A 19,621-nucleotide genomic window follows, 5' to 3' on the forward strand; every position below is an offset into this window, starting at 1 on the left:
GTAGCCGATCATTATCCAGCATTGCTTGTGCAGCAGCGACATTATGATCGGTATGATTTGCATTTGAACTCATAATCCAAGACCTCCAATTAAAAATTAAAGCCGATTAAAAAACTTACTTAACCGCATCAAATAAAGGCATTAATTTTGATGCATTCTTTTTACAAATAAACACCGGGATTTGTTCGATGGGAGTATCAACACTGATTGTCTTTCCGCCAATCAATTGCTCTCCCGAATATACGTTTATCCAATCAGATCCGGCTGGTAAATATACCGTCCGCTGTGTTGCGTTTTCATAAAGCACTGGTGCAATTAGTAGTGAGTCACCAAACATATATTCATCCTCAACATCCCAAGCTCTCTTATCAGCGTCAAAATCATAAAATAATGGTCTAATAACCGGCGTTCCTTTTTCGTGAGCGGCTTTCATTTGATCACGAATATAATCCTTTAAATTTTCGCGTAACTGCAGATACTTTTTCATCGTGCTGTAAACCTGCTCACCATATGCCCACGGTTCAGTTGCGCCACCGGATGGCATTTTACCGCCGCCTTCATTACTTAACGGTTCTGTATGTGGTTCACGGTCTCCGTGCATTCTCATTACTGGACAAAATGCTGCAAATTCAAACCAGCGGGTAACTAGCTGTCTGAATTTTTCATCGTCATCGACGCCACCATGAAAGCCACCAATGTCAGTTGTCCACCATGGAATCCCAGCAATCGCCATATTCAATCCTATGGCAAGTTGATTTCGTAGTGATTGAAAACTAGAATCAATGTCACCCGACCAGACTAAGGCACCATACTTTTGGCTGCCAGCCCAGGCACATCGAACTAAGTTGATAATGTCCTTTTGACCATTCGCTACTTGACCGTCATAAATTGCTTTAGAATATCCAACCGGGTAAGTATTTCCAATTTGCAGGTTGCTACCATCGTGATAACGATAATTGTCAAAATCATAGACAGTATATTCTGGTTCTGCTTCATCAAGCCAAAATAGATCGACACCCTTATCAGAGTAGTTTGCTTTCAATAACTGCCACAAATACTTTTGTGCATCCGGATTAGTAAAGTCGACAAACCCGTTATTTCCTAAGAAATTCATTGTAATTGGAACACCGCGTTCTGTCTGAACCAAATAACCTTTTTCTTGCATTTCTTTGTAATGTGAGCTGGTTTCATCAACTGTTGGCCAAACCGATACCATCAACTTAATTCCCATACTGTGTAATTCTGAGATCATTTTTTCCGGTTCTGGCCAATATTTTTTATCAAAAGTATATTCTCCAGACTTAGGCCAGTGGAAATAATCAATTACAATCACACTAATCGGTAAGTTACGTGATTTAAACTCATGTGCTGCATTAAGCAGCTCTTCTTGTGTTTGATAACGTAGCTTACACTGCCAATAGCCCATGGCATAATCTGGCATCATGGGTACCTTACCCGTTACATTAGCATATTGTTCTTCAATATCATTTGGTTTGTCACCGCATGTAATCCAATAATCCATTTCCTTGGTTGATAGCGCATGCCATTCTGTCAAATTTTTGGCAAAACTAACGTCCCCAATCGCTGGATTATTCCATAGAAAGCCATATCCCTTACTTGAAAGAACAAAAGGAACACTTGCCTGTGAGTTTCTATGGGCTAATTCAAGTTTAGAGTTTTTTAGATTGAGAAAGTCTTGTTGATACTGTCCCATTCCAAATAGTTTTTCGTTTGAATCTGCTTCAAATCGCACTTTTAATTCAAAATCTCCACCGGGAATTGATTTAAATTCACGAGAATCAATATTTAAAGCACTGTTGAAGTGACTGACCTTAGCAGCATCTACCCCAGCCGACATGTCATCAATCCTATTTCGCTGATAACCTTTGAGTAAAATCTCACCTTTCTGATTGTAAAACGTAATATTCTTAAAAATATCAATTTGCGCCGTCAGATTCCCATTAATTATTTTCCCAGTTTTTTGTGACTCATCGACTGTTACTGTTGCTGGGAACAGACTAATTTCTTCTGTCAGGGCATTCTTTCTATCAGTATAGTTGGGAAACTTGCTGCTACGAACACGGAAACTATTTTTCCCCCATGGCTTAATTTCCAATAATTCGTTACCATTTCTCAAATACAGACAATTATTGTTTTCATAAATCATTACAGATACCTTCCCTTCTACCATTGCTAGTAAACGCTTACAATCTTAATGATAGTGCTTTACATCAATTGAAAAAACTAATAAAATTAGTATAAAGGTATACATATCAAAACTAGAGGTATTTATTTTGGCAAATAAGGTATACAAATTTTTATTATATGAACCAGTGCGCTTTTTTAAAGCCGGTCAATATTTTGCTGACGCCAATTGGCAGCACAAAGATATAACAAATGATGGTGACTACGAACTATTCATCATGCTAGCAGGAACAGCTTTTATTGAAATTGGGAGCGAAAGATATACGTTGGCCAAAAATGACTGTTTACTAATCCCACCCTATATTCGTCATTTCGGTTTTAAGACATCTCCGAATAACACGATCTACTATTGGATGCATTTCTTTCCTAGTGGTGCGGTTACGACATCGTATCAATTATCATTAGCTCACAAGCCCTCAGAAGTAGTAATTCCGCAGTTATTTAACATTACCAATTTCGAAAGAATGGCCATTTTGATACGACAAATGCTTGATAGTGCTAATGACGTAAAATCCTCAAATTTAGCTACTAACTATTTTATTTCTAATATTTTAATTGAACTATCACATCAATTTGCTATATCAATCAGAGATCATCATCAGTCCTCCACTAAGTTTGAATTAATAAAAAACTGGATTAGAATTCACAGCCATGACAAATTATCAGTCGACATCGTCGCACGTGAGTTCAAAATGACTCCGGTTTATTTGACTAGATTATTCAATGAATATGAAAATATGACGACTATTCACTTCATCAACTCAATTAAAATTGAACAAGCACAAGAATTACTGCTGACCACCGACTTATCCATTAAAGAAATAGCCTATGAGCTCAGCTTTAACAATGAAAAATACTTTTTACGAATTTTTAAAAAAATGACTTCACTTACCCCCACCAAATTTAAAAATTCTTATTCAAAAACATATTTAAACAACATCAAAGTTGACCCAACAATTCCGAAGCCACAATAAAAGGGCTGATAAATATCAGCCCTTTTATAAAAATAATAATAACCCACGCTATTTATCAACAGAATGCCGATCACCAATTTGATAGTCGTTTGCATGTTCAAACATATATTGAACGGTTTTCCCTTGGTGTCCAGTTAACATCTGAAAGTCAGATGAATATGTGTTCATCTTTCCTAATCGAATTGCTTGCCCAAAAGTTACCATGCCCTCTGATGAAAACGGAGCACTTGACCCCTTCTTAAAATCGCCATCAGTAGTCCGAGGAACTCCCATTTTATCAAAGATTTCATAGTCCTCTTCATCAGTTACTTCATTATATTTGACACTATTACCAGTAACTTCATTCCCGATTTCAACCAAATCCGTAATTGTGATTAGTTCTGGCCCATTGATATTCAATATTTCCCGATGTAAATAATCATTAGCGACAGCATGTGCTGCTGCAATTGCACAATCCTCACGTGAAATATAAGCCATTTTGCCATCACCTTGATTGTTTCCTAGCACACCAGGTTCGATCATTGCAAAGTAATTTGAAATCATCGCTTCAGTATACTGGGAGTTTCTCAAGAAAATGTAATCTAATGCTGTATTTTCTACGTAAGATTCGGTCCAAGCATGATCAATTTTTTCAATACTGGGATTCATTGGATCCGTGGCATTAACTAAGGAAGTGTAAACAATTTGTTTTACGTTACCAGCTACACAAGCATCAACAACATTCTTATGCGCTTGACGTCGTTTTTCACCCACGAAAGGCATCGAGATTAACAGAACTTTATCCGCATTACTAAATACCTCGGTTAGTCCTGCCACATCATTAAAATTAGCTACCGCTGTCTTAATCCCTGAATTAGCAAACTTTTTAAGACCATTTTCCGTTGGGGCCGTGAATAACAAATCCTCTTTTGGTAGTAACTTTTGCACTGTTTCAGCCACTACGCCACCAAAATTTCCATCAACACCTGTTATAATATATTTAGACATAACACGTATCCTCCTTGATAATAAATTCACAATGTTCACTACTAATTATATTTACAATCTAGCAAAAATACATAATCAATAAGTTATACAGGCAAACTAAAAGTTACCCAGAGGAGTTATATGATGGATGATAAACTAAAATATTTTTTATATGCTGCAGAAACTCTCAACTTTTCAAAGACTGCTGAGCATTTCTTTATCTCTGCTACCGCTGTAAGTAAGTCAATTAACAAACTTGAAGATACGGTTGGCGTATTATTATTTAATCGCCACCACAATTCAATAGAACTGACTCCCGCGGGAAAAGCGTTTTACGAAAATGCAAAATTTGTCGCTTCTGATTACAAAACAGCCATAGAGTCAGCTAGACAAGTTGACGTACATGTTCAGCCTAAAATAACAATTGGATTTTCCAGCTTATATGAAGCCAGAATAATCGTGCCAATCCTTAACCATTATAAACAAAATAATAATGGAACAATCTTTGAATATACTCATCGGAGCATTGAACAACTGCATCAGGGATTAGCCGATGGTAATATTGACTTGGCATATTCATTTGGAATGATGCAGGATCAAGAAAATGTTACTAATACATTATTATTAGCTTCGGATTACACGATTGGTATTTCTAAATATAATAACTTGGCCACCGCTAATTCATTGAACGTTCAAGAACTAGATAATCTCGCTTGTGGTTATTACAGTCAATACAACTCTGTTTCGGCCAAAAATTGGCTAGATCAGCAAGCGAAACGTGCTGGTATTAATAATTTGCATTATATCCAATTTGAAACATTAGAAACATTGCTTAGTTCAGTTGCCAATAATCAATGCTTCGCCTTTTTTCCTGATTTATTCAGCAATTCACACCTGTTTCCAGACATTGTTTTTTTACCAAATAATAATCCGTTTAGTTCTTACCAACTAGTTCAATCTAGCTTGAACAATATTAATAATAACGTTGCAAAAATTGCTAACTTCGTTGATAAAAATTTTCATTAAAAAAGATATTGATAGTCTTCGTTACCAATATCTTTTTTAAACTTACCAGTATAAAAATTTTATTTTTAGATTCTTTCAGATTGAACTGTGAATTTATCTAGGTTAGTGCGATCGATGTCAAACCCCATGCCATCACCTGTAGGCACGTCAACATACGTACCCGTTAATGTGATAGTTGGTTTAATAATATCTTTCGCATAATAACGATGTGAGGCCGCAATATCATTTGGTAACGTATATCCCGGTAACGTTGCAATGGCAAGATTTTCAGCTCGAGCAATTCCTGAATCGAGCATGCCGCCACACCAACACTCGACGTTATGCTCTTGTGCGTATTTTTGAATTCTTTTAGCGATTGTTAATCCACCAACCCGAGCAACTTTGATATTAATTATTTTACCACTATTCAATTGCACCATTTTTCGTGCGTCATCAAGCGACGTTATGCTTTCATCTAAACAAATGCTGGTTTTAATGTTGGCCTGCAGCGTAGCATGATCAACTAAATCACCTGGCTCTAGCGGTTGCTCAATCATGATTAAATTCAAACTGTCTAATTTTTTCAGCATTTCAACATCTTTAAGACGATAAGCAGAATTAGCATCTGCCATTAGCATTGCTTGTGGGAATTTATCCCGCACTGCTGCAATATATTCGTAATCCTTTCCAGGCTTAATCTTCATTTTAATCCGCTGATATCCATCCTGAATGTATCCACTAACTGTTTTAACTAACTGCTCTGGAGATGCCTGAACTCCTATGCTTACACCGGTTTCAACTTTATTCCTATTGCCACCTAACGCTTTAGCTAGCGTTTGATGACTTTGCTTAGCATATATGTCCCAAAGCGCACAATTAATAGCGGATTTAGTCATATTATTTCTTCGTACATCCGCCATTAATTCATACATATCATCTGGATGAACTAACTTTCGATTAATTACACGAGGTAAAAGCTGTTTAAGCATAAGTTCCCAGCTTCCATCACGAAATTCTTCATTATAAAATGGCTGATCAAACGCTGATGATTCACCAAATCCTACCGTTCCATCTTGGTCATGAAGCTCTAAAACTATACATTTTTTAAATTCCATTCTAGTAAAACTAGTCTCAAACGGACTTATTAGTGGGATGTCTACTTTTCTAATAAAAGCATTTACTATTTTCATTTTTATTCCTCAATTTCCTGACTCATTAAAACATTTTCTTTATATTTTGCAATTTTTTTCTCATTAAATGTAAGTGAAGCAATAAATGAAATTCCAGCTGCTACAACTAAAAACAAAAATGCAGCACTATACGAACCACCAAATAATTGAACTAGAAAACCAATTAATATAGGAGCAACAAATCCTGCTAACTGACCTCCAAAGTTCACAATTCCAATTGATGAACCATAAGCACTTTCGGTCATTAACTTAGCAAAAAAAGCAAAACTGCTGCTAAACGCAATTGATTTAAATAGATAAGTGAATACCTCGAATGAAATCACTGCCCCAACAGATGTTGCCCTGTACATTCCAAACATAAATGCTGTTGCCAACAAACTAGAAAATGCAATCAACCATTTTTCTTTGCCGTTAAACCATTTGATCATGATGAATCCACTGGCCACCGCTCCAATTCCTGCTGCGACAGAGGGTAGTGGTACCATCCATGCAACTCCAGCAAGATTAATGTGCCGAGCTTGTAACAGATATGTTGGCATCCATGAATCTAATCCCTTCGTTACTGAACTTAACCCAAAAACAACAATAAAGAATTGCCAAATCATTTTATTTTCTAAAACTGTTGACCATTTTATCTTTGGTCGTTTGTCATTTTGGCTTGTTACAGTATTTTGTTTAGATTTCATAACAAAGAAATAAACAACCACAAAAACTAATCCAACAATTCCCAGAATATGAAATGCACCTCTCCATCCCATAAATGCAATAATTGGGGCAATAACCACCGGCGCAATTGCTGCCCCAACATAGTTAGATGAGATCATTCCCGATGTCGCTTGTGAGCGATTTTTATATGAAAACTCCTCTGCCACTTGCTTCAGGCTAGCAGATGGAAAAGCCCCTTCACCTAATCCAAACAAAATTCTGATTACCAATAATGATGCTAATGACCACGCAAATCCTGTTAAAACAGTAAAAATAGACCACATCGTGATAGCAACTATCACAGTAATTTTTGTACCAAATTTATCTGTCAACCAACCACCTGGAATTTGCATCAGGGAATAACTAAAAAAGAAGGCACTTGCAACTACACCCAGAGTTGTAGTACTTAAATGGAAATCACTTCCGATATATGAAAGTGCGATATTAATTGCCGAACGATCTAAAAAACACACAATGTATGCGATATAAAGTAGAATAAATGTCGCACGTGGTTTTTTGACCCCGCTTTGAATGTAAGAAATTGTACTTTTTTCCATTAAATTTACCTCGTTTTATTCAAATATTTTTATTAATTCGTAGGAAATTTTGATTCCATCAATGAAATTATCCCTAGTTAAATTTTCGTTTGGCGCATGATTATGTTGATCGTAGTTTGCATATGGGATAGTAACTACTGGTACTTTTAAGATATTCGTCCAGACATAGTTAGGAACAGTGCCGGCCATCACCGGTTCAACTAACACTGATCCAGTCGCGGTCTCAATAGCTGAGGTAATTAAATTGACTTCACTATCACTCATCTTCGTAGTGCTTGGCGGTGTTTCTACCAGGTATTTTATTGAAACCTCGCCACTATTTAAATCTGTAGCTAATTTTTTTTCAATTCCTTGCTTTATAGCTTCTATACTTTGATTACCTACTAAGCGACAATCAATTTTTACATTTGCTGTATGTGGAATAACCGTTTTTAATCCTTTTTCTGTGTAGCCTGAACTAATCCCTGCAATATTAAATGTCGGTTGATACATTAGTCTCTCGTAAAATTCTATTTTCGATGGAATTTCCTTTAGGCCCATTTGAGTCATAATTTTATTTTGATCGTATGGTAATTTCATCAATGAATTTAAATCGATTTCAGCATGTTGAGGAACTCCATTATAAAAATTGGGAATCATTACTTTATGTTCCGTAAAGTCATACAACTTACTCAAAGTAGCTATTATTTTGCCGGCAGCACTATCCATGATATTTCCAGCATTACCAGAATGATTATCAGATTTTCCTGTAACCACACTTATCTCAAAACCAAATACCCCTCGGTTTCCTAATCTTAATACATGATCTCCCCCTTGGTTAATCGAACCATCAACAACAATCGCTAAATCTACTTTTCTCAATAAGCTTGTTCTCAGTTGTTCGACAGTCTCAGGTAAATTAACACTCCCTTTTTCTTCCTCTCCTTCAATCAAAAAAACAATATTACATGGTAAATTTCCATAAACTTTCTTATATGTATAAATACCTAAAATCTGGGCAAGTAACTGTCCTTTGTTATCACCGACCCCTCTGCCAAAATATCTCCCATCAATAAAAGTTAAATTAAACGGATCTGTTTTCCATAAATCAATAGGTCCACTTGGCATTGTGTCATAATGCCCATAGAATAGAACCGTCTCATCCGATTGCCCCGCAACATTGGCAACAATAGTTGGTGCTCCTGATGTTCTAATTACACTAACTGTTGCTTGAAGCATTCGCACGAGTAACTCTTGTAAAAACTCAATGCAATCAGTCATATCATCATCGTTATTACTAACAGATCTAAACGCGACCAACTGAGTTAATAGTTGCTCAAAGTCATTGTAGTTTTCTCTAATAAAATCAATCTTTTCGTCCAAATATATCCCTCCTTATTTATTAATTTTAGATTAGATTATTACATCTTTTTCTAATCTAACATTAATAATTCTATTGCATTTCACCCTAACATTGAAATACAATATTTGACATGGACTATATCTAAAACGTTATAGGAGGATATAAAATGCGGTTACTACAACTACAATATTTTTTAGAAGTTGCATCAACAGAAAACATATCACAGTCAGCTCGAAAATTAATGATCTCTCAACCTTCGCTTAGTCGAACACTTAAAGAGTTAGAGCAGGAACTATCTGTTGCTTTATTTATTCGAAATGGTCATTCACTGAAGCTAAATACACAGGGGCAACTGTTTGCGCAACAAATCGCAAAAATATTGACTCAACTTGATGGTGCTGTTGATTCCGTTAAAGAAATAAATTCTAAAAGCAGTCAAGTGATTACTTTACGATTTGAAACATCCTCACCAATGATTCCAACTCTTATTGAGATAATTAAATTACAAGTTCCTGATGTCAAAGTTAAACTAGTTCAACATGGTCTCGAAAACAGCCAACTCGAAAATTACGACTTTGAATTCAGCACCCACCCAATCAATGGCAACATTAACAAATTATTGCTTGACGAAGAAATTAAAGTTGCCATTGGAAGCAGATCCAAACTAAAAAACGTTCAGGAACTTAGCACTTCAGATTTAATTAATGAAAATTTGATCCTAACAGAACTTAATCCTCTACGAACATACCTTGAGTCTTATCTAAGAAGTAATCATTTTAAAACTGTGAACCCAAAATTTATTACCAGTGACAGAGAAACACTACGCGGATTAATTGCCCAAAACATGGGAATTGGTTTCATTCCTGAAAAATCATGGTTACAAGTTAATCTTGCAAATATTACATTAAAAAAAATTTATCCTAATCCTCCGCATCGAAAAATATACTTAAGCTACCAGGCGTCAATGGCACTTAATCCATACCACAAAAAAGTTAGCAGTGCTATTCAACAATATTTTGCTCAACTTTGATATACAATACATATGCACCATTTTTAGTCAAAAAAAGTTTCAATGAACTTATCGTCCATTGAAACAATTAACATTACTACTTAACTTTTTTAATAAATATGATAAGAACTGATCCAATAACGGCCATTGCACAAGCCAGTGGAAAGATTCCACGATAACCGATCAATCCAATAATAGCTGCGGAAAAAATTGGTCCAAAAACTTGTCCACCATTATTAGCCATATTAAGCAATCCAAGATCTTTTGCAGCAGTTTTAGGATCTGGCAATACTTCAATATTCAGAGCTTGATCAACAGAATTGTACATACCCATTCCAACACCGACAATTGCGGCATATACAAGCATCACCCACGGTTTTGTGTCAATCATAGGAACAAGTGAACCAACGGCGATTAATCCACCCGCTATGATAACAGGCACTTTTCTTTTTCCAATTTTATCGGAAAGGGGTCCTGCAAAAATACATAATGTAATTGCAGTTACCATCAAAATCATTGAAATCATAGTAACATAGCTCTGCAACTCCCCTCCATGTAATTTGATATAATCAGTAAGAATATAAAGCTGATAGCCAGAAATCGCGAAAGATGCGGTTTGCATAGCAAGCTTACCAAACAAGGCAAGATAAAAATCTCTAGCCCCTTCCGTTGGAAATGCAAAGTTTTGAGAAAAATTACTAATAGTTATCTTTTCAACAGGCATCTCTTTAGTCGATTTCTCTTTTAATATCAGTGCAGCTACTGGCCCAGAAAGTGCTGTTAACACTGCCATTACAATGAATCCGGTATATGGAACTGGTAAAAATAACGATGCGAATGCCTGTCCACCATATTGACCGGCCGCGGATCCTAGCGCATACACACTGGAAATAGTTCCTCGGTACTTAGGTGATGTACGATCAGCGATAACCGCAATCAGCGGTGCAACGATCATATTTAAGAAAATCATATAAACGCAATCTGACAGAATTACTTGCCAGGCAGTAACACTTTTACCCCAAAAGAGAATACAAACTGCAGTACCAATTGCACCAACCACAATCCAGGGGGTTCGACGACCCCAACGTGATCTAGTTCTATCGGAAAGTGCCCCCTCAACAATATTAGCAATTGTTGAGACTATCATTGCAAAAGTGGACATTATTGCAATGATGTTTGCCTTTTCGTCGGGATTTATTCTTGCAACTTGTTGTGGAACTAAAACACCCACTAACCCTAAATATGGTCCCAGCCATAAGACAACTCCTACCGCCAAGGCAATTGCAGTTCTTACTGGAAGCTTTTTTTGCTGTTCATTGTTCGGTGTTTGCCATGGTAACAATGTCTTATTTTGTGATGTAGACGAAGTATCCATTACTTTTCCCCCCTAAATAACTTATCCTATCCAAAATTAACTTTTGTCCTCTTTAAGAACTACAACATCCCAAGAGCCTAATTTAATCGTTCTAACTGGTTTCGATTCTCCAAGTAAAATACATTGTACTGGCAAGTCAACGGTTGTTTCATTCCAGTTCCAATTGAACATAAAATGTAGTCTTTCGCCAGTGGCATTGACAGCTGAAGAATGCGAAACGGTAGCGTGACCTGCAACCCACTTTTCATCCGGTAGCACATAATCAAAGATTGAAGCTGCAAGTTGGGCGTTCGGAACTGTTCCAACAATGGTTACCTCACCATTATCAGATTTTGAAGTTGTAACTAACGGAAATTGTGAAAAATGAGGATCATTACTCTTGGCAAGTACAGTAGCCCCATTATTTTCTAAACAGTCAATCCATTCAGTTGCCGCAGAACCCTTACGTAATTTCATCTCGTTAGTTTCAACTGCTGGAATATCTTGGCGAAGATTAGAAAATTCCTGATAGGAGGCTTTTGCCAAGTCATTCATGTCGGAAGGTTTTGTTTCCATTCTCGCTCGTGATAAATCATCTGCGTATGTGGAACGTGGTCCTAAAATCAAGTGACCACCATTTTTAACATATTCTCGTAGCCACTCTAATAACTCATCTGAGGCAATATATATACCGGCTACTAACAAAACAGGATTGTCTTTAGCAAAGTCACTAGGGTCTTGTAAGAAGGTCCCGTCATCATTTTTGACTACTTGGGAATCATGGATTAAATTTACCTGTCTCCCTGATATAAAGGCTCCTTTGTAAAATGCTGAGAGCATATGATCAAATGCCGCAGCATTCCGCGTGTGATGGGGATCAGCAGTAGCATTTTCTGCTGTATATGGTTCATATGATAACCCCCAACGCGATTTCACTGAATACATTATTGTAATATCATGATCAGGCTTCAATCCCGTTACTTCACTACCCGCGTCTTTCAATTCTTTACCTAATGCTGATATTTCACGATAAACACGTCCCGGTTTTCTATCGTGTGGAATAATGCTGCCCCAGTATGTTTCGGTGCCAAAATGTAGCTGTTGCCATTGCCAATATTCAATCATTTCTGCCCCTCGAGAAATAAATTGCCAAGCAGCCTGTCTCCACTGTCCGTGGAATCCAGGAAAGTTGTCTGCCGCACCACCAATAGGACCGCCATCAGTTTCAGCAACATAGTATGGTTTCTGCTTCACAGCGTAAGTTCGATCTCCTTGAAGAGCTATTTGTTCCGGGCCGCCAACAAACCAGGCTGGTTTTGGAACATCAGGGTCAGGCATCCGCATTCCGTTTTGCATGTGAAAGTATGGATCACTAGAAGCCACATCAAGATGTTGTCCAGAGACACCCTCATCAAAAGCGTCACGACCAAGTGCGATATTTACCGTAATAAATTGGTCTTTTGGCGCAATTGACTTAATTAACTCACGTTGCCATTTTAATAATTCATCTGTTAACGAAGCTTGGTATCTTCGCCATTCAATATCATATTGAGGCTGAGCATTCCCCTCTGGTTTCCACAGATCATCCCAGGTTGATAACTCATGTGACCAGTAGACTAAACCCCATTCCTTGTTCAGATACTCAATACTTTCATACTTATTTCGTAGATAGTCTTTGAACCCCTCAAACACATCATGCGAATAATTTAGGAATAGTCCTGGTTCATTATGAAGCTGCCAACCAATCACAGCCGGATGATTAGCATATCGTTCAACGATCTTACGGATAACTCTTTCTGCATAGAATCTAAAAACGGGATGGCTCAAACTGTGTTCTTCTCGAGAGCCAAAATTATGAACACTTCCATTTTCATTATGCAATGCTACTTCTGGATACTTTCTAACCAACCATTGTGGGATTGCAAATGTCGGTACTCCGATAATTACATCAATTCCGTTTTCATGTGCTTTATCTAGCACTGGTTGTAACCAGTCGAGTGAGAACTTTCCGTCTTCAGGCTCCCAGTGTGACCAACTACCTTCACCAACACGAATAACGTTCATGTTTGCATCACGGATCAGTTGAATATCTCGATCTAAATTTGGCGTCGGCTGGTACTCATCATAGTATGCTGTTCCAAATAAAATATGCTTGTTATTTTCTGTCATATTAATCCTCCCCAGGATTTATAAAAAATTTAGTTTATTGCAGCGCACGTTCCTACTTTTTTAAATATCACCATCCCATCCATTGCCGATGTAAGCGCTTTAAACGAACGGCTTAAGAGTAGCATTTTTATTATCTTCAAAGAATGACTTAACAAAGCGTAAAATTATCATTAAACAATATTATCATCATATTTAATCTTATTTATATCATTAAGCAACCAGTTAAACGCCTTAAATGAATTTATTTTTAAACTACTATACAAGTTTGGTATAGCAACTTGTATAAATAATTAATTTATATTAAACGTTTTATTATTAGTGTTTGGTAACTTCATTTCCAATTATTTTTAAATATGTTAAAAAATGGTATAGTTAGATAAACAATTTACCTAAATTTTGATCTTTTATTCAATAAATAACGTGTAATGATTATTATTTTTGTCAGATAGTTAAGTGGGGGGTAACAATGACTTTATTACTTAAACATGCAAAAAAACTTCCAATTATAAATTGGAATTACACTTTTTTCGGAGCTCATCTCCAGACTGTTGACAAGGGATGGGACTATCCGAATGAACGTCATGCCGCATTTGAAATGATCTATGTACTTGATGGAACAGAAAGGATTGAATACGAATCATATTCTGACTCTATTAAACATGGTGATTTTGCAATTATTTCACCTGGTATTTACCACCATGTAGAAGCAACTACCAAACTAACATATTTTTGCTTTCATTTTGATCTTGATGAGCCCACGTTTGAAGAAAGGTTGATTTCCAACTCAAAAATCATCTATCACCACGATGAAAAATTAACAAAAATTATTACTGCAAAAATGGATAAAATGATTAATTCCATCTACCAAAAAGAAGAAAGTGAATACCAATTTGATGATAAAATGGAGATTCAGCTTATATTAGCTGACATAATCCTTGAATTATATCGTGGTATTACTCCTCCTTCACATTCCGAGAGCGTCTCCACAATGCAAATTGCAAAAATAATGCGTGTTCATATCAAAAAAACACTTCAACATCAGTTAAATCAAGCAATCGAGGATCCAAGTAAAATTGAAAACATTGACATTATTTCAAATATTTGTAGGCAGCTAAATTTTAGTGTAGGCTACGCATCACGTATCTTTAAGAGTTACTACGGTTCGTCTCCCAAGTCATATATTTCTGATATAAAACAAGAAATTGCACAACAATTATTATTAAAGCCCCAATTTAATATCAATCAAATCAGCCTTACTCTAGGTTACAAAAACCCAGGAAATTTTAGTCGTCAATTTAAGATCTGGACCGGCTTGTCACCAAAGCAATTTCGTATGCAAAAGGTTAGCCATTTTGTTGATCAAAAATTATTTAGTGAGAATTTTAACTCATTCCCAAAAGAAAAAATAAACGACGAGAAATTCAAACAAGATTTTTGGAATCGAATTTAATATTTTTAATAAATAAAGATGCTGGATTTACATTATACAAATGTAAACCCGGCATCTTTATAGTTGCATTTTTAATGAATTACTTCTCCAGTAGCCTCTAAAAAGTTCTCTGCCATCATATTCCATGATGTTTCGATATTGTCACTCAAGCCAAATAATCCACTGCGACCAATGATATATATGTCTGGATTGGCATCATGAATCATTTTGAAATGAGCTTTATTTGACGATCCATCCATTTCAATAATATATTCATAATCTTTTTCTTCACGTAGTGTTCGTAATTCGGTAATCTTTTGCAAAGCACTAACAATAAATTTCTCACCTGCAAAGCCAGGATCAACTGTCATAATTGTAACTTTATCTACAGATCCAAGATATTCTTTAATACTGTCAACACTGGTTTCAGGATTTAAAACAACCCCCGCCTTTAAACCTGCTTGATGGATTTGATTAATCAATCTAAATGCAATTCCATTTGCACGTTCGGCTGGAAAACAAATATATTCACTTTTAACTTTGATCAATTCTTCAACCCAGAATGATGGATCTTCAACCATTAAATGCGATGACACTGGCGTATCAGTAATCTTTTTAACTTGCTCAATAAACCAAGGAGAAAGTGTTAAGTTTGGTACAAAGTGCCCATCCATAATGTCAATATGAAACGAATCTACTTTGTCACTTAAAAAATCAATCTCTTCTTTAAATTTATCAAGATTCATTGTCATTAGTGATGGTGAAAATTTTACCTTCATATTCAATTCCTCCTATGAAATTTGAATGTCGTCTAAATCAATATCTTCTTCTTTATCAGCACTATCGACTGGTTCTGCTGCCTCATATGGAACGTCTTTTTTAATAATGGCATACACTAATCCAGTTATAACAACATTAACTACAATCGCGGCTAATCCAGCTAGCGGATTTGACATTGTTGGTAACATCAAAAAGCCTCCAAAAGGTACAGTTGCGTCAGCACCTAGAACCATAGTTGTTGCACCACCGCACATACCACCGATAGCAGCCGCAACAATCCCACGAACAATGTCATTCATGACAATAGGAATGGATCCTTCAACAATGTTAACAACTCCCATTGGTACAGCTGATTTAAGTGTTTCAATTTCTTCCTTGTTATATATATTTTTACGGAACAGCTTGGCAATAAAGAAAGCCAGCCCGAAACCAATTGGAGTTGCAGTATTTACTAACTGAAGAGCAGTTACAGGTCCGTTAATTCCTTGGGCCTGAAGGGTTAGAACAAATGCAAAAACCGTTTTATTAATTGGTCCGCCAAAATCAACAATACTTAGGATTCCAATAACTGCACCAAGCAAAAGGTTCGAAGCAGAACTCATTCCTTTAAGAAAGGCTGTCAACCATGCTGTAAACCATGCAACTGGTGTTCCAAAAACATAAACCATCAATAAAGCACTTATGATTGAAGCTAAGAAAGGGACAATCAACGTTGGCATTAATCCCTTTGCCCAGTTAGGAACTTTGACATAGGTCAAAACTAACCACGCAAAGTATCCAGAAACATAACCGCCAATAATACCACCAATAAAACCGGCGCTAATAGCGATTGCAGCCAAACCAGTGACGAGGCCTGGTGCAATTCCTGGCTTACCAGCAATCGAAAAGGCAATTCCAGTTGAGATGATCATTGGCAACATGCCAAGACCTTTACCACCAATGGTTGCCATTGCTTGAAAAAAATTAAACTTTCCAATTACTAGCGCATCTTGCGATTTCCCACCAAATGCCATTCCAATTGCAATAATAAAGCCAGCACCACAGACAATTGGTATCATGTAAGAAATCGCTGTCAACAAATGTTCCTTAAACTTAGCCTTTTTTATTAATTCCTTCATTATTTTTTTCTCCTTATTTTTAAAGGTAAAAATAACCTCGAATTTTTAACTTCCTGCTACTTCATGCAATTTTGCAACCAGTTTGTTAGGAGACTTAATTGCAACTTCAGTAGAAACCTTGACTACTTTTTTCCCTTCAAATCTTTCTTCACCGGATATTTTGACATCTACAGCAAGTAGCACAATGTCAGCATCCTGTATCTCTTCTTTAGTTAATTCATTTTCGATTCCAATTGTTCCTTGAGTTTCAACCTTAACGTCGTCACCAAGTTTTTTGGCTGCATTTTCTATTTTTTCCTGTGCAATATATGTGTGAGCAATTCCCACGGTACAAGCACTAACTCCGACAATTTTCATGCTTTATCCTCCTATACTTCAAAAGCTTCTATCACTTCATCGATATTCTTTGCTTCCTTTAAGGCCGCTAAAACATCATCATTCCCTAACTTTCTAGCAAATTGTGAGAGTAATCGAAGATGTTGCTCTGCTCCTTCTTTACTGTCACTGACTGCAAATAAAACAACAATTTTGATTTTTTCATCATCCAAACTTTCCCACTCAATCGGATCTGTAAGCGTTGCGATCCCAAAACCTGGTTCAACAACACTGCTTCCTTTTCCATGTGGAATTGCTACTCCATTACCAATGCCGGTTACACCTTCAGCTTCACGAGCATAAACATCTTTTAAAAATAATTCTTCATCAGTTACATTACCCGTAAGGTATAAACTATGAATAATATTCCTTAACGCTTCATCTTTCGTTTTAGCGTCATTATTAACAAGTATATTTTGTGTATTTATTGAACTAATCAAATCCATCTAATCGATCCTTTCATTATTAATCTAACATCTCAAATGACGCTAAATCATTGAATTCAAAGCTTCCCGTTGCCAGGGCCCTTACGAAGTCCCTAATTTCTTTTAATCTTGCTTCATTATCATTTACAGCCAACAGTAAAAAAACAATTTTTGTTACTTTCTCATTTTTATTTTCCCAACCAATCGGATTGTCCCAACAGTCAACTACAATAATTTTTGAATCTGTAATTGCTTCACTTTGGCAATGAGGCATCGCACATTCTTCACTAATTCGTGTATCAGATAACGACTCTCGATACATAAGCTCATTAACTACCTGTGTTTCCGAAGAAATCAAGTCCAATTGTCGTAATCGCTTACATATTTTCTTAAACAAATCTTTTTTAGTAAGAAGATTGTTTACTTTAAAAGACATATTCGGTTTAGGAGTCATCATATTCGATCCTTTCGATGTCTGCCACCTTACTACGAATGGCGTCTTGATCACGTTTTCCTAGCAATGCACTAACCACTAAATTAGGGACTTGTTTTTCGTTCTTGATTGGAACTGTCGATAAAATTAAATCAACATCCTGATACTTTTTCTTGTTTTCCTCATAAGCCCTGATTGAAACAACATCCTCAATTTCTAACTCTGGAAAAATTTTCTCGATTTTGACTCTAAGCAGTTCTGCTGTCCCAATTCCAGTAGTACATGCCACTAATATTTTCAACGGTCGGGTGCTACGCTCAACTTCACGAGCAAAATAGATGGAGATAAATCCATTTTCATCCTCAGGTATCCGTGGGAGCTTAAACTGCTCACTTATTGACCGAGATACTTCACTAACCACGTTAAAAATCTTCTCGTATTCTTGCTTAATCTGTGATAACAATTCATTTTTAGCGTAAATTCCGTTTGATAATCGATTCAGCATCGGTCTAATATGGTTAATTAAATCGGGTAATATTTTCTCATCATTAACAGAGCAATTTAATTTGGCGGCTACCTGCCTTGCATACTCCTTAGAAATATCAACCGCAACCTCAGGGACATGTTGTGTAATACCAGTTAAATTTTGAATTCTCGACGACTCTAGATACTCGTAAATATAGATAATTTCAGCGTTAGGTAATTCCAGATTTGAGTAAATTTTAATTTTGTCGACCATCCACTTTGCACATTTATATAGTTGCTCATCCAAGCTACTTCTCGTTTGATAGTCATCAATGTCAATTACACTTTTTCTTCCTACATTCCGATAACGATTTATCAAAATATAAATATGCGAGAATATATTGATGTCATATGGATATGGAATCTCAATTTGCAATCTGTTTTCTGCTTCACGCAAGAGTTTAGCAATAAAATGAACATCCCGTTCATTTAAAGGCACTGCTCCTTGATTATCAATACTTGAAAAATCAATAATTCCAGTGAAATCCGTTAATGCCGATATAGCTTGCCTAATTTTACTTTCATCACCAACAATTCCAAGTTCTCTGTTTTCACGATCCAGCCGTAAATCGAATTGTCTGAGCCAATCATTCATCATTCGTTCATCATTATTAATTACAGACTCGCTAACGTAGTACTGTTCAACAATAAACTGCAGTTTCATTTTATGTGGAGATAAGTACAATAACCTTAAGGTAATTTGCTCACGACGCCTGCTCGGTGATAATTCTTCATTAACAGCCAATTCTTTATATTGAACTCTATGTCCGACTTCCCGTTCTTTATTTAACTTAATTCCTTTCCCCTTAGCGGTTAAAATAAGTGCTGGTATACCTACTTTTTGATTTATTTGATCAATTGTTCGATAAACCGTCTTAGTTGAAACAGACAACTGATCAGCCAATAGTTTGGCTGTAGTATAGTCAGTTAAATCGCTGAGCAAATCAAGTAATTCCCGCTTAATCCCAACTTTCGGCATCCGTTCACCTCCTTGCAATTTAATTCTATCGCATACTAAAGAAAGCGCTTTCTAAAACTATGTCCAATACAATGGTCATCT

Annotated in this window: 17 protein-coding genes; 4 read left to right on the forward strand and 13 right to left on the reverse strand. The window is 36.3% G+C overall.

The genetic code is table 11. The annotated features are described in order from the left end of the window. Nucleotides 1-115 precede the first annotated feature (115 nt). Entirely contained in the window at nt 116-2,167 is a 2,052-nt protein-coding gene (locus FFM51_RS07345; protein ID WP_137597991.1) for a glycoside hydrolase family 31 protein, read from the reverse strand. Nucleotides 2,168-2,294: 127 nt separating this feature from the next. Between FFM51_RS07345 and FFM51_RS07350 the strand changes: the two genes are divergently transcribed. After that, nucleotides 2,295-3,179, forward strand: a complete 885-nt coding sequence (locus FFM51_RS07350) for an AraC family transcriptional regulator (RefSeq protein ID WP_223875912.1) — start codon at nt 2,295-2,297, stop codon at nt 3,177-3,179. Nucleotides 3,180-3,227: 48 nt separating this feature from the next. On the opposite strand, the gene FFM51_RS07355 is transcribed toward FFM51_RS07350, so the two are convergent. Beyond that, nucleotides 3,228-4,166, reverse strand: a complete 939-nt coding sequence (locus tag FFM51_RS07355) for an NAD(P)H-binding protein (protein ID WP_137597993.1) — start codon at nt 4,164-4,166, stop codon at nt 3,228-3,230. Between the two features lie 123 nt (nt 4,167-4,289). Between FFM51_RS07355 and FFM51_RS07360 the strand changes: the two genes are divergently transcribed. After that, nucleotides 4,290-5,171, forward strand: coding sequence for a LysR family transcriptional regulator (locus FFM51_RS07360; protein ID WP_170999593.1), 882 nt, complete (start codon nt 4,290-4,292; stop codon nt 5,169-5,171). 65 nt (nt 5,172-5,236) lie between these two features. On the opposite strand, the gene menC is transcribed toward FFM51_RS07360, so the two are convergent. Genes menC through FFM51_RS07375 form a run of 3 tightly spaced genes read right to left on the reverse strand, consistent with a single transcriptional unit; the run spans nt 5,237 to nt 8,964 of the window. Further along, the gene (gene menC, locus FFM51_RS07365) at nt 5,237-6,340 is read right to left on the reverse strand and encodes an o-succinylbenzoate synthase (protein ID WP_137597995.1); all 1,104 of its coding nucleotides are present in this window, start codon (nt 6,338-6,340) and stop codon (nt 5,237-5,239) included. A 2-nt stretch (nt 6,341-6,342) separates the two neighbouring features. Then, complete coding sequence (locus tag FFM51_RS07370) at nt 6,343-7,602, reverse strand: MFS transporter (RefSeq protein WP_137597996.1); 1,260 nt, start codon at nt 7,600-7,602, stop codon at nt 6,343-6,345. A gap of 15 nt (nt 7,603-7,617) precedes the next feature. After that, complete coding sequence (locus FFM51_RS07375) at nt 7,618-8,964, reverse strand: M20/M25/M40 family metallo-hydrolase (protein WP_137597997.1); 1,347 nt, start codon at nt 8,962-8,964, stop codon at nt 7,618-7,620. A 146-nt stretch (nt 8,965-9,110) separates the two neighbouring features. Between FFM51_RS07375 and FFM51_RS07380 the strand changes: the two genes are divergently transcribed. Further along, nucleotides 9,111-9,974 carry a LysR family transcriptional regulator gene (locus FFM51_RS07380; RefSeq protein WP_137597998.1) on the forward strand — a complete coding sequence of 288 codons (864 nt, stop codon included), beginning with the start codon at nt 9,111-9,113 and terminating at the stop codon, nt 9,972-9,974. A gap of 76 nt (nt 9,975-10,050) precedes the next feature. Here FFM51_RS07380 and FFM51_RS07385 read toward each other — a convergent pair whose 3' ends face one another. Together FFM51_RS07385 and FFM51_RS07390 are read right to left on the reverse strand one after the other, a co-directional pair. Further along, nucleotides 10,051-11,328: an MFS transporter gene (locus FFM51_RS07385; RefSeq protein WP_137597999.1), complete on the reverse strand. Its 1,278-nt coding sequence runs from the start codon at nt 11,326-11,328 to the stop codon at nt 10,051-10,053. 36 nt (nt 11,329-11,364) lie between these two features. Further along, nucleotides 11,365-13,476, reverse strand: coding sequence for a beta-galactosidase (locus FFM51_RS07390; RefSeq protein ID WP_137598000.1), 2,112 nt, complete (start codon nt 13,474-13,476; stop codon nt 11,365-11,367). Nucleotides 13,477-13,942: 466 nt separating this feature from the next. Between FFM51_RS07390 and FFM51_RS07395 the strand changes: the two genes are divergently transcribed. Then, entirely contained in the window at nt 13,943-14,926 is a 984-nt protein-coding gene (locus tag FFM51_RS07395) for a helix-turn-helix domain-containing protein (protein WP_137598001.1), read from the forward strand. 71 nt (nt 14,927-14,997) lie between these two features. Here FFM51_RS07395 and alsE read toward each other — a convergent pair whose 3' ends face one another. The 6 genes from alsE to FFM51_RS07425 are packed head-to-tail and all read right to left on the reverse strand — an operon-like array spanning nt 14,998 to nt 19,540. Next, on the reverse strand, nt 14,998-15,684 hold the full coding sequence (gene alsE, locus FFM51_RS07400) for a D-allulose 6-phosphate 3-epimerase (protein WP_137598002.1): 687 nt from the start codon (nt 15,682-15,684) through the stop codon (nt 14,998-15,000). A gap of 12 nt (nt 15,685-15,696) precedes the next feature. Further along, nucleotides 15,697-16,803, reverse strand: coding sequence for a PTS fructose transporter subunit IIC (locus FFM51_RS07405; RefSeq protein ID WP_137598003.1), 1,107 nt, complete (start codon nt 16,801-16,803; stop codon nt 15,697-15,699). A 45-nt stretch (nt 16,804-16,848) separates the two neighbouring features. Beyond that, nucleotides 16,849-17,160, reverse strand: a complete 312-nt coding sequence (locus FFM51_RS07410; RefSeq protein ID WP_137598004.1) for a PTS fructose transporter subunit IIB — start codon at nt 17,158-17,160, stop codon at nt 16,849-16,851. An 11-nt stretch (nt 17,161-17,171) separates the two neighbouring features. After that, nucleotides 17,172-17,624, reverse strand: a complete 453-nt coding sequence (locus tag FFM51_RS07415; RefSeq protein WP_137598005.1) for a PTS sugar transporter subunit IIA — start codon at nt 17,622-17,624, stop codon at nt 17,172-17,174. 19 nt (nt 17,625-17,643) lie between these two features. Further along, nucleotides 17,644-18,057 (reverse strand): PTS sugar transporter subunit IIA, encoded by a 414-nt coding sequence (locus FFM51_RS07420; RefSeq protein ID WP_170999595.1) that lies wholly within the window; start codon nt 18,055-18,057, stop codon nt 17,644-17,646. Beyond that, on the reverse strand, nt 18,047-19,540 hold the full coding sequence (locus tag FFM51_RS07425) for a BglG family transcription antiterminator (protein ID WP_137598007.1): 1,494 nt from the start codon (nt 19,538-19,540) through the stop codon (nt 18,047-18,049). The genes FFM51_RS07420 and FFM51_RS07425 overlap by 11 nt, the downstream gene beginning before the upstream one ends. Nucleotides 19,541-19,621: the final 81 nt, after the last annotated feature.

Origin of the sequence: Paucilactobacillus kaifaensis (assembly GCF_005405145.1) — a bacterium.
Lineage (GTDB): Bacteria > Bacillota > Bacilli > Lactobacillales > Lactobacillaceae > Paucilactobacillus > Paucilactobacillus kaifaensis.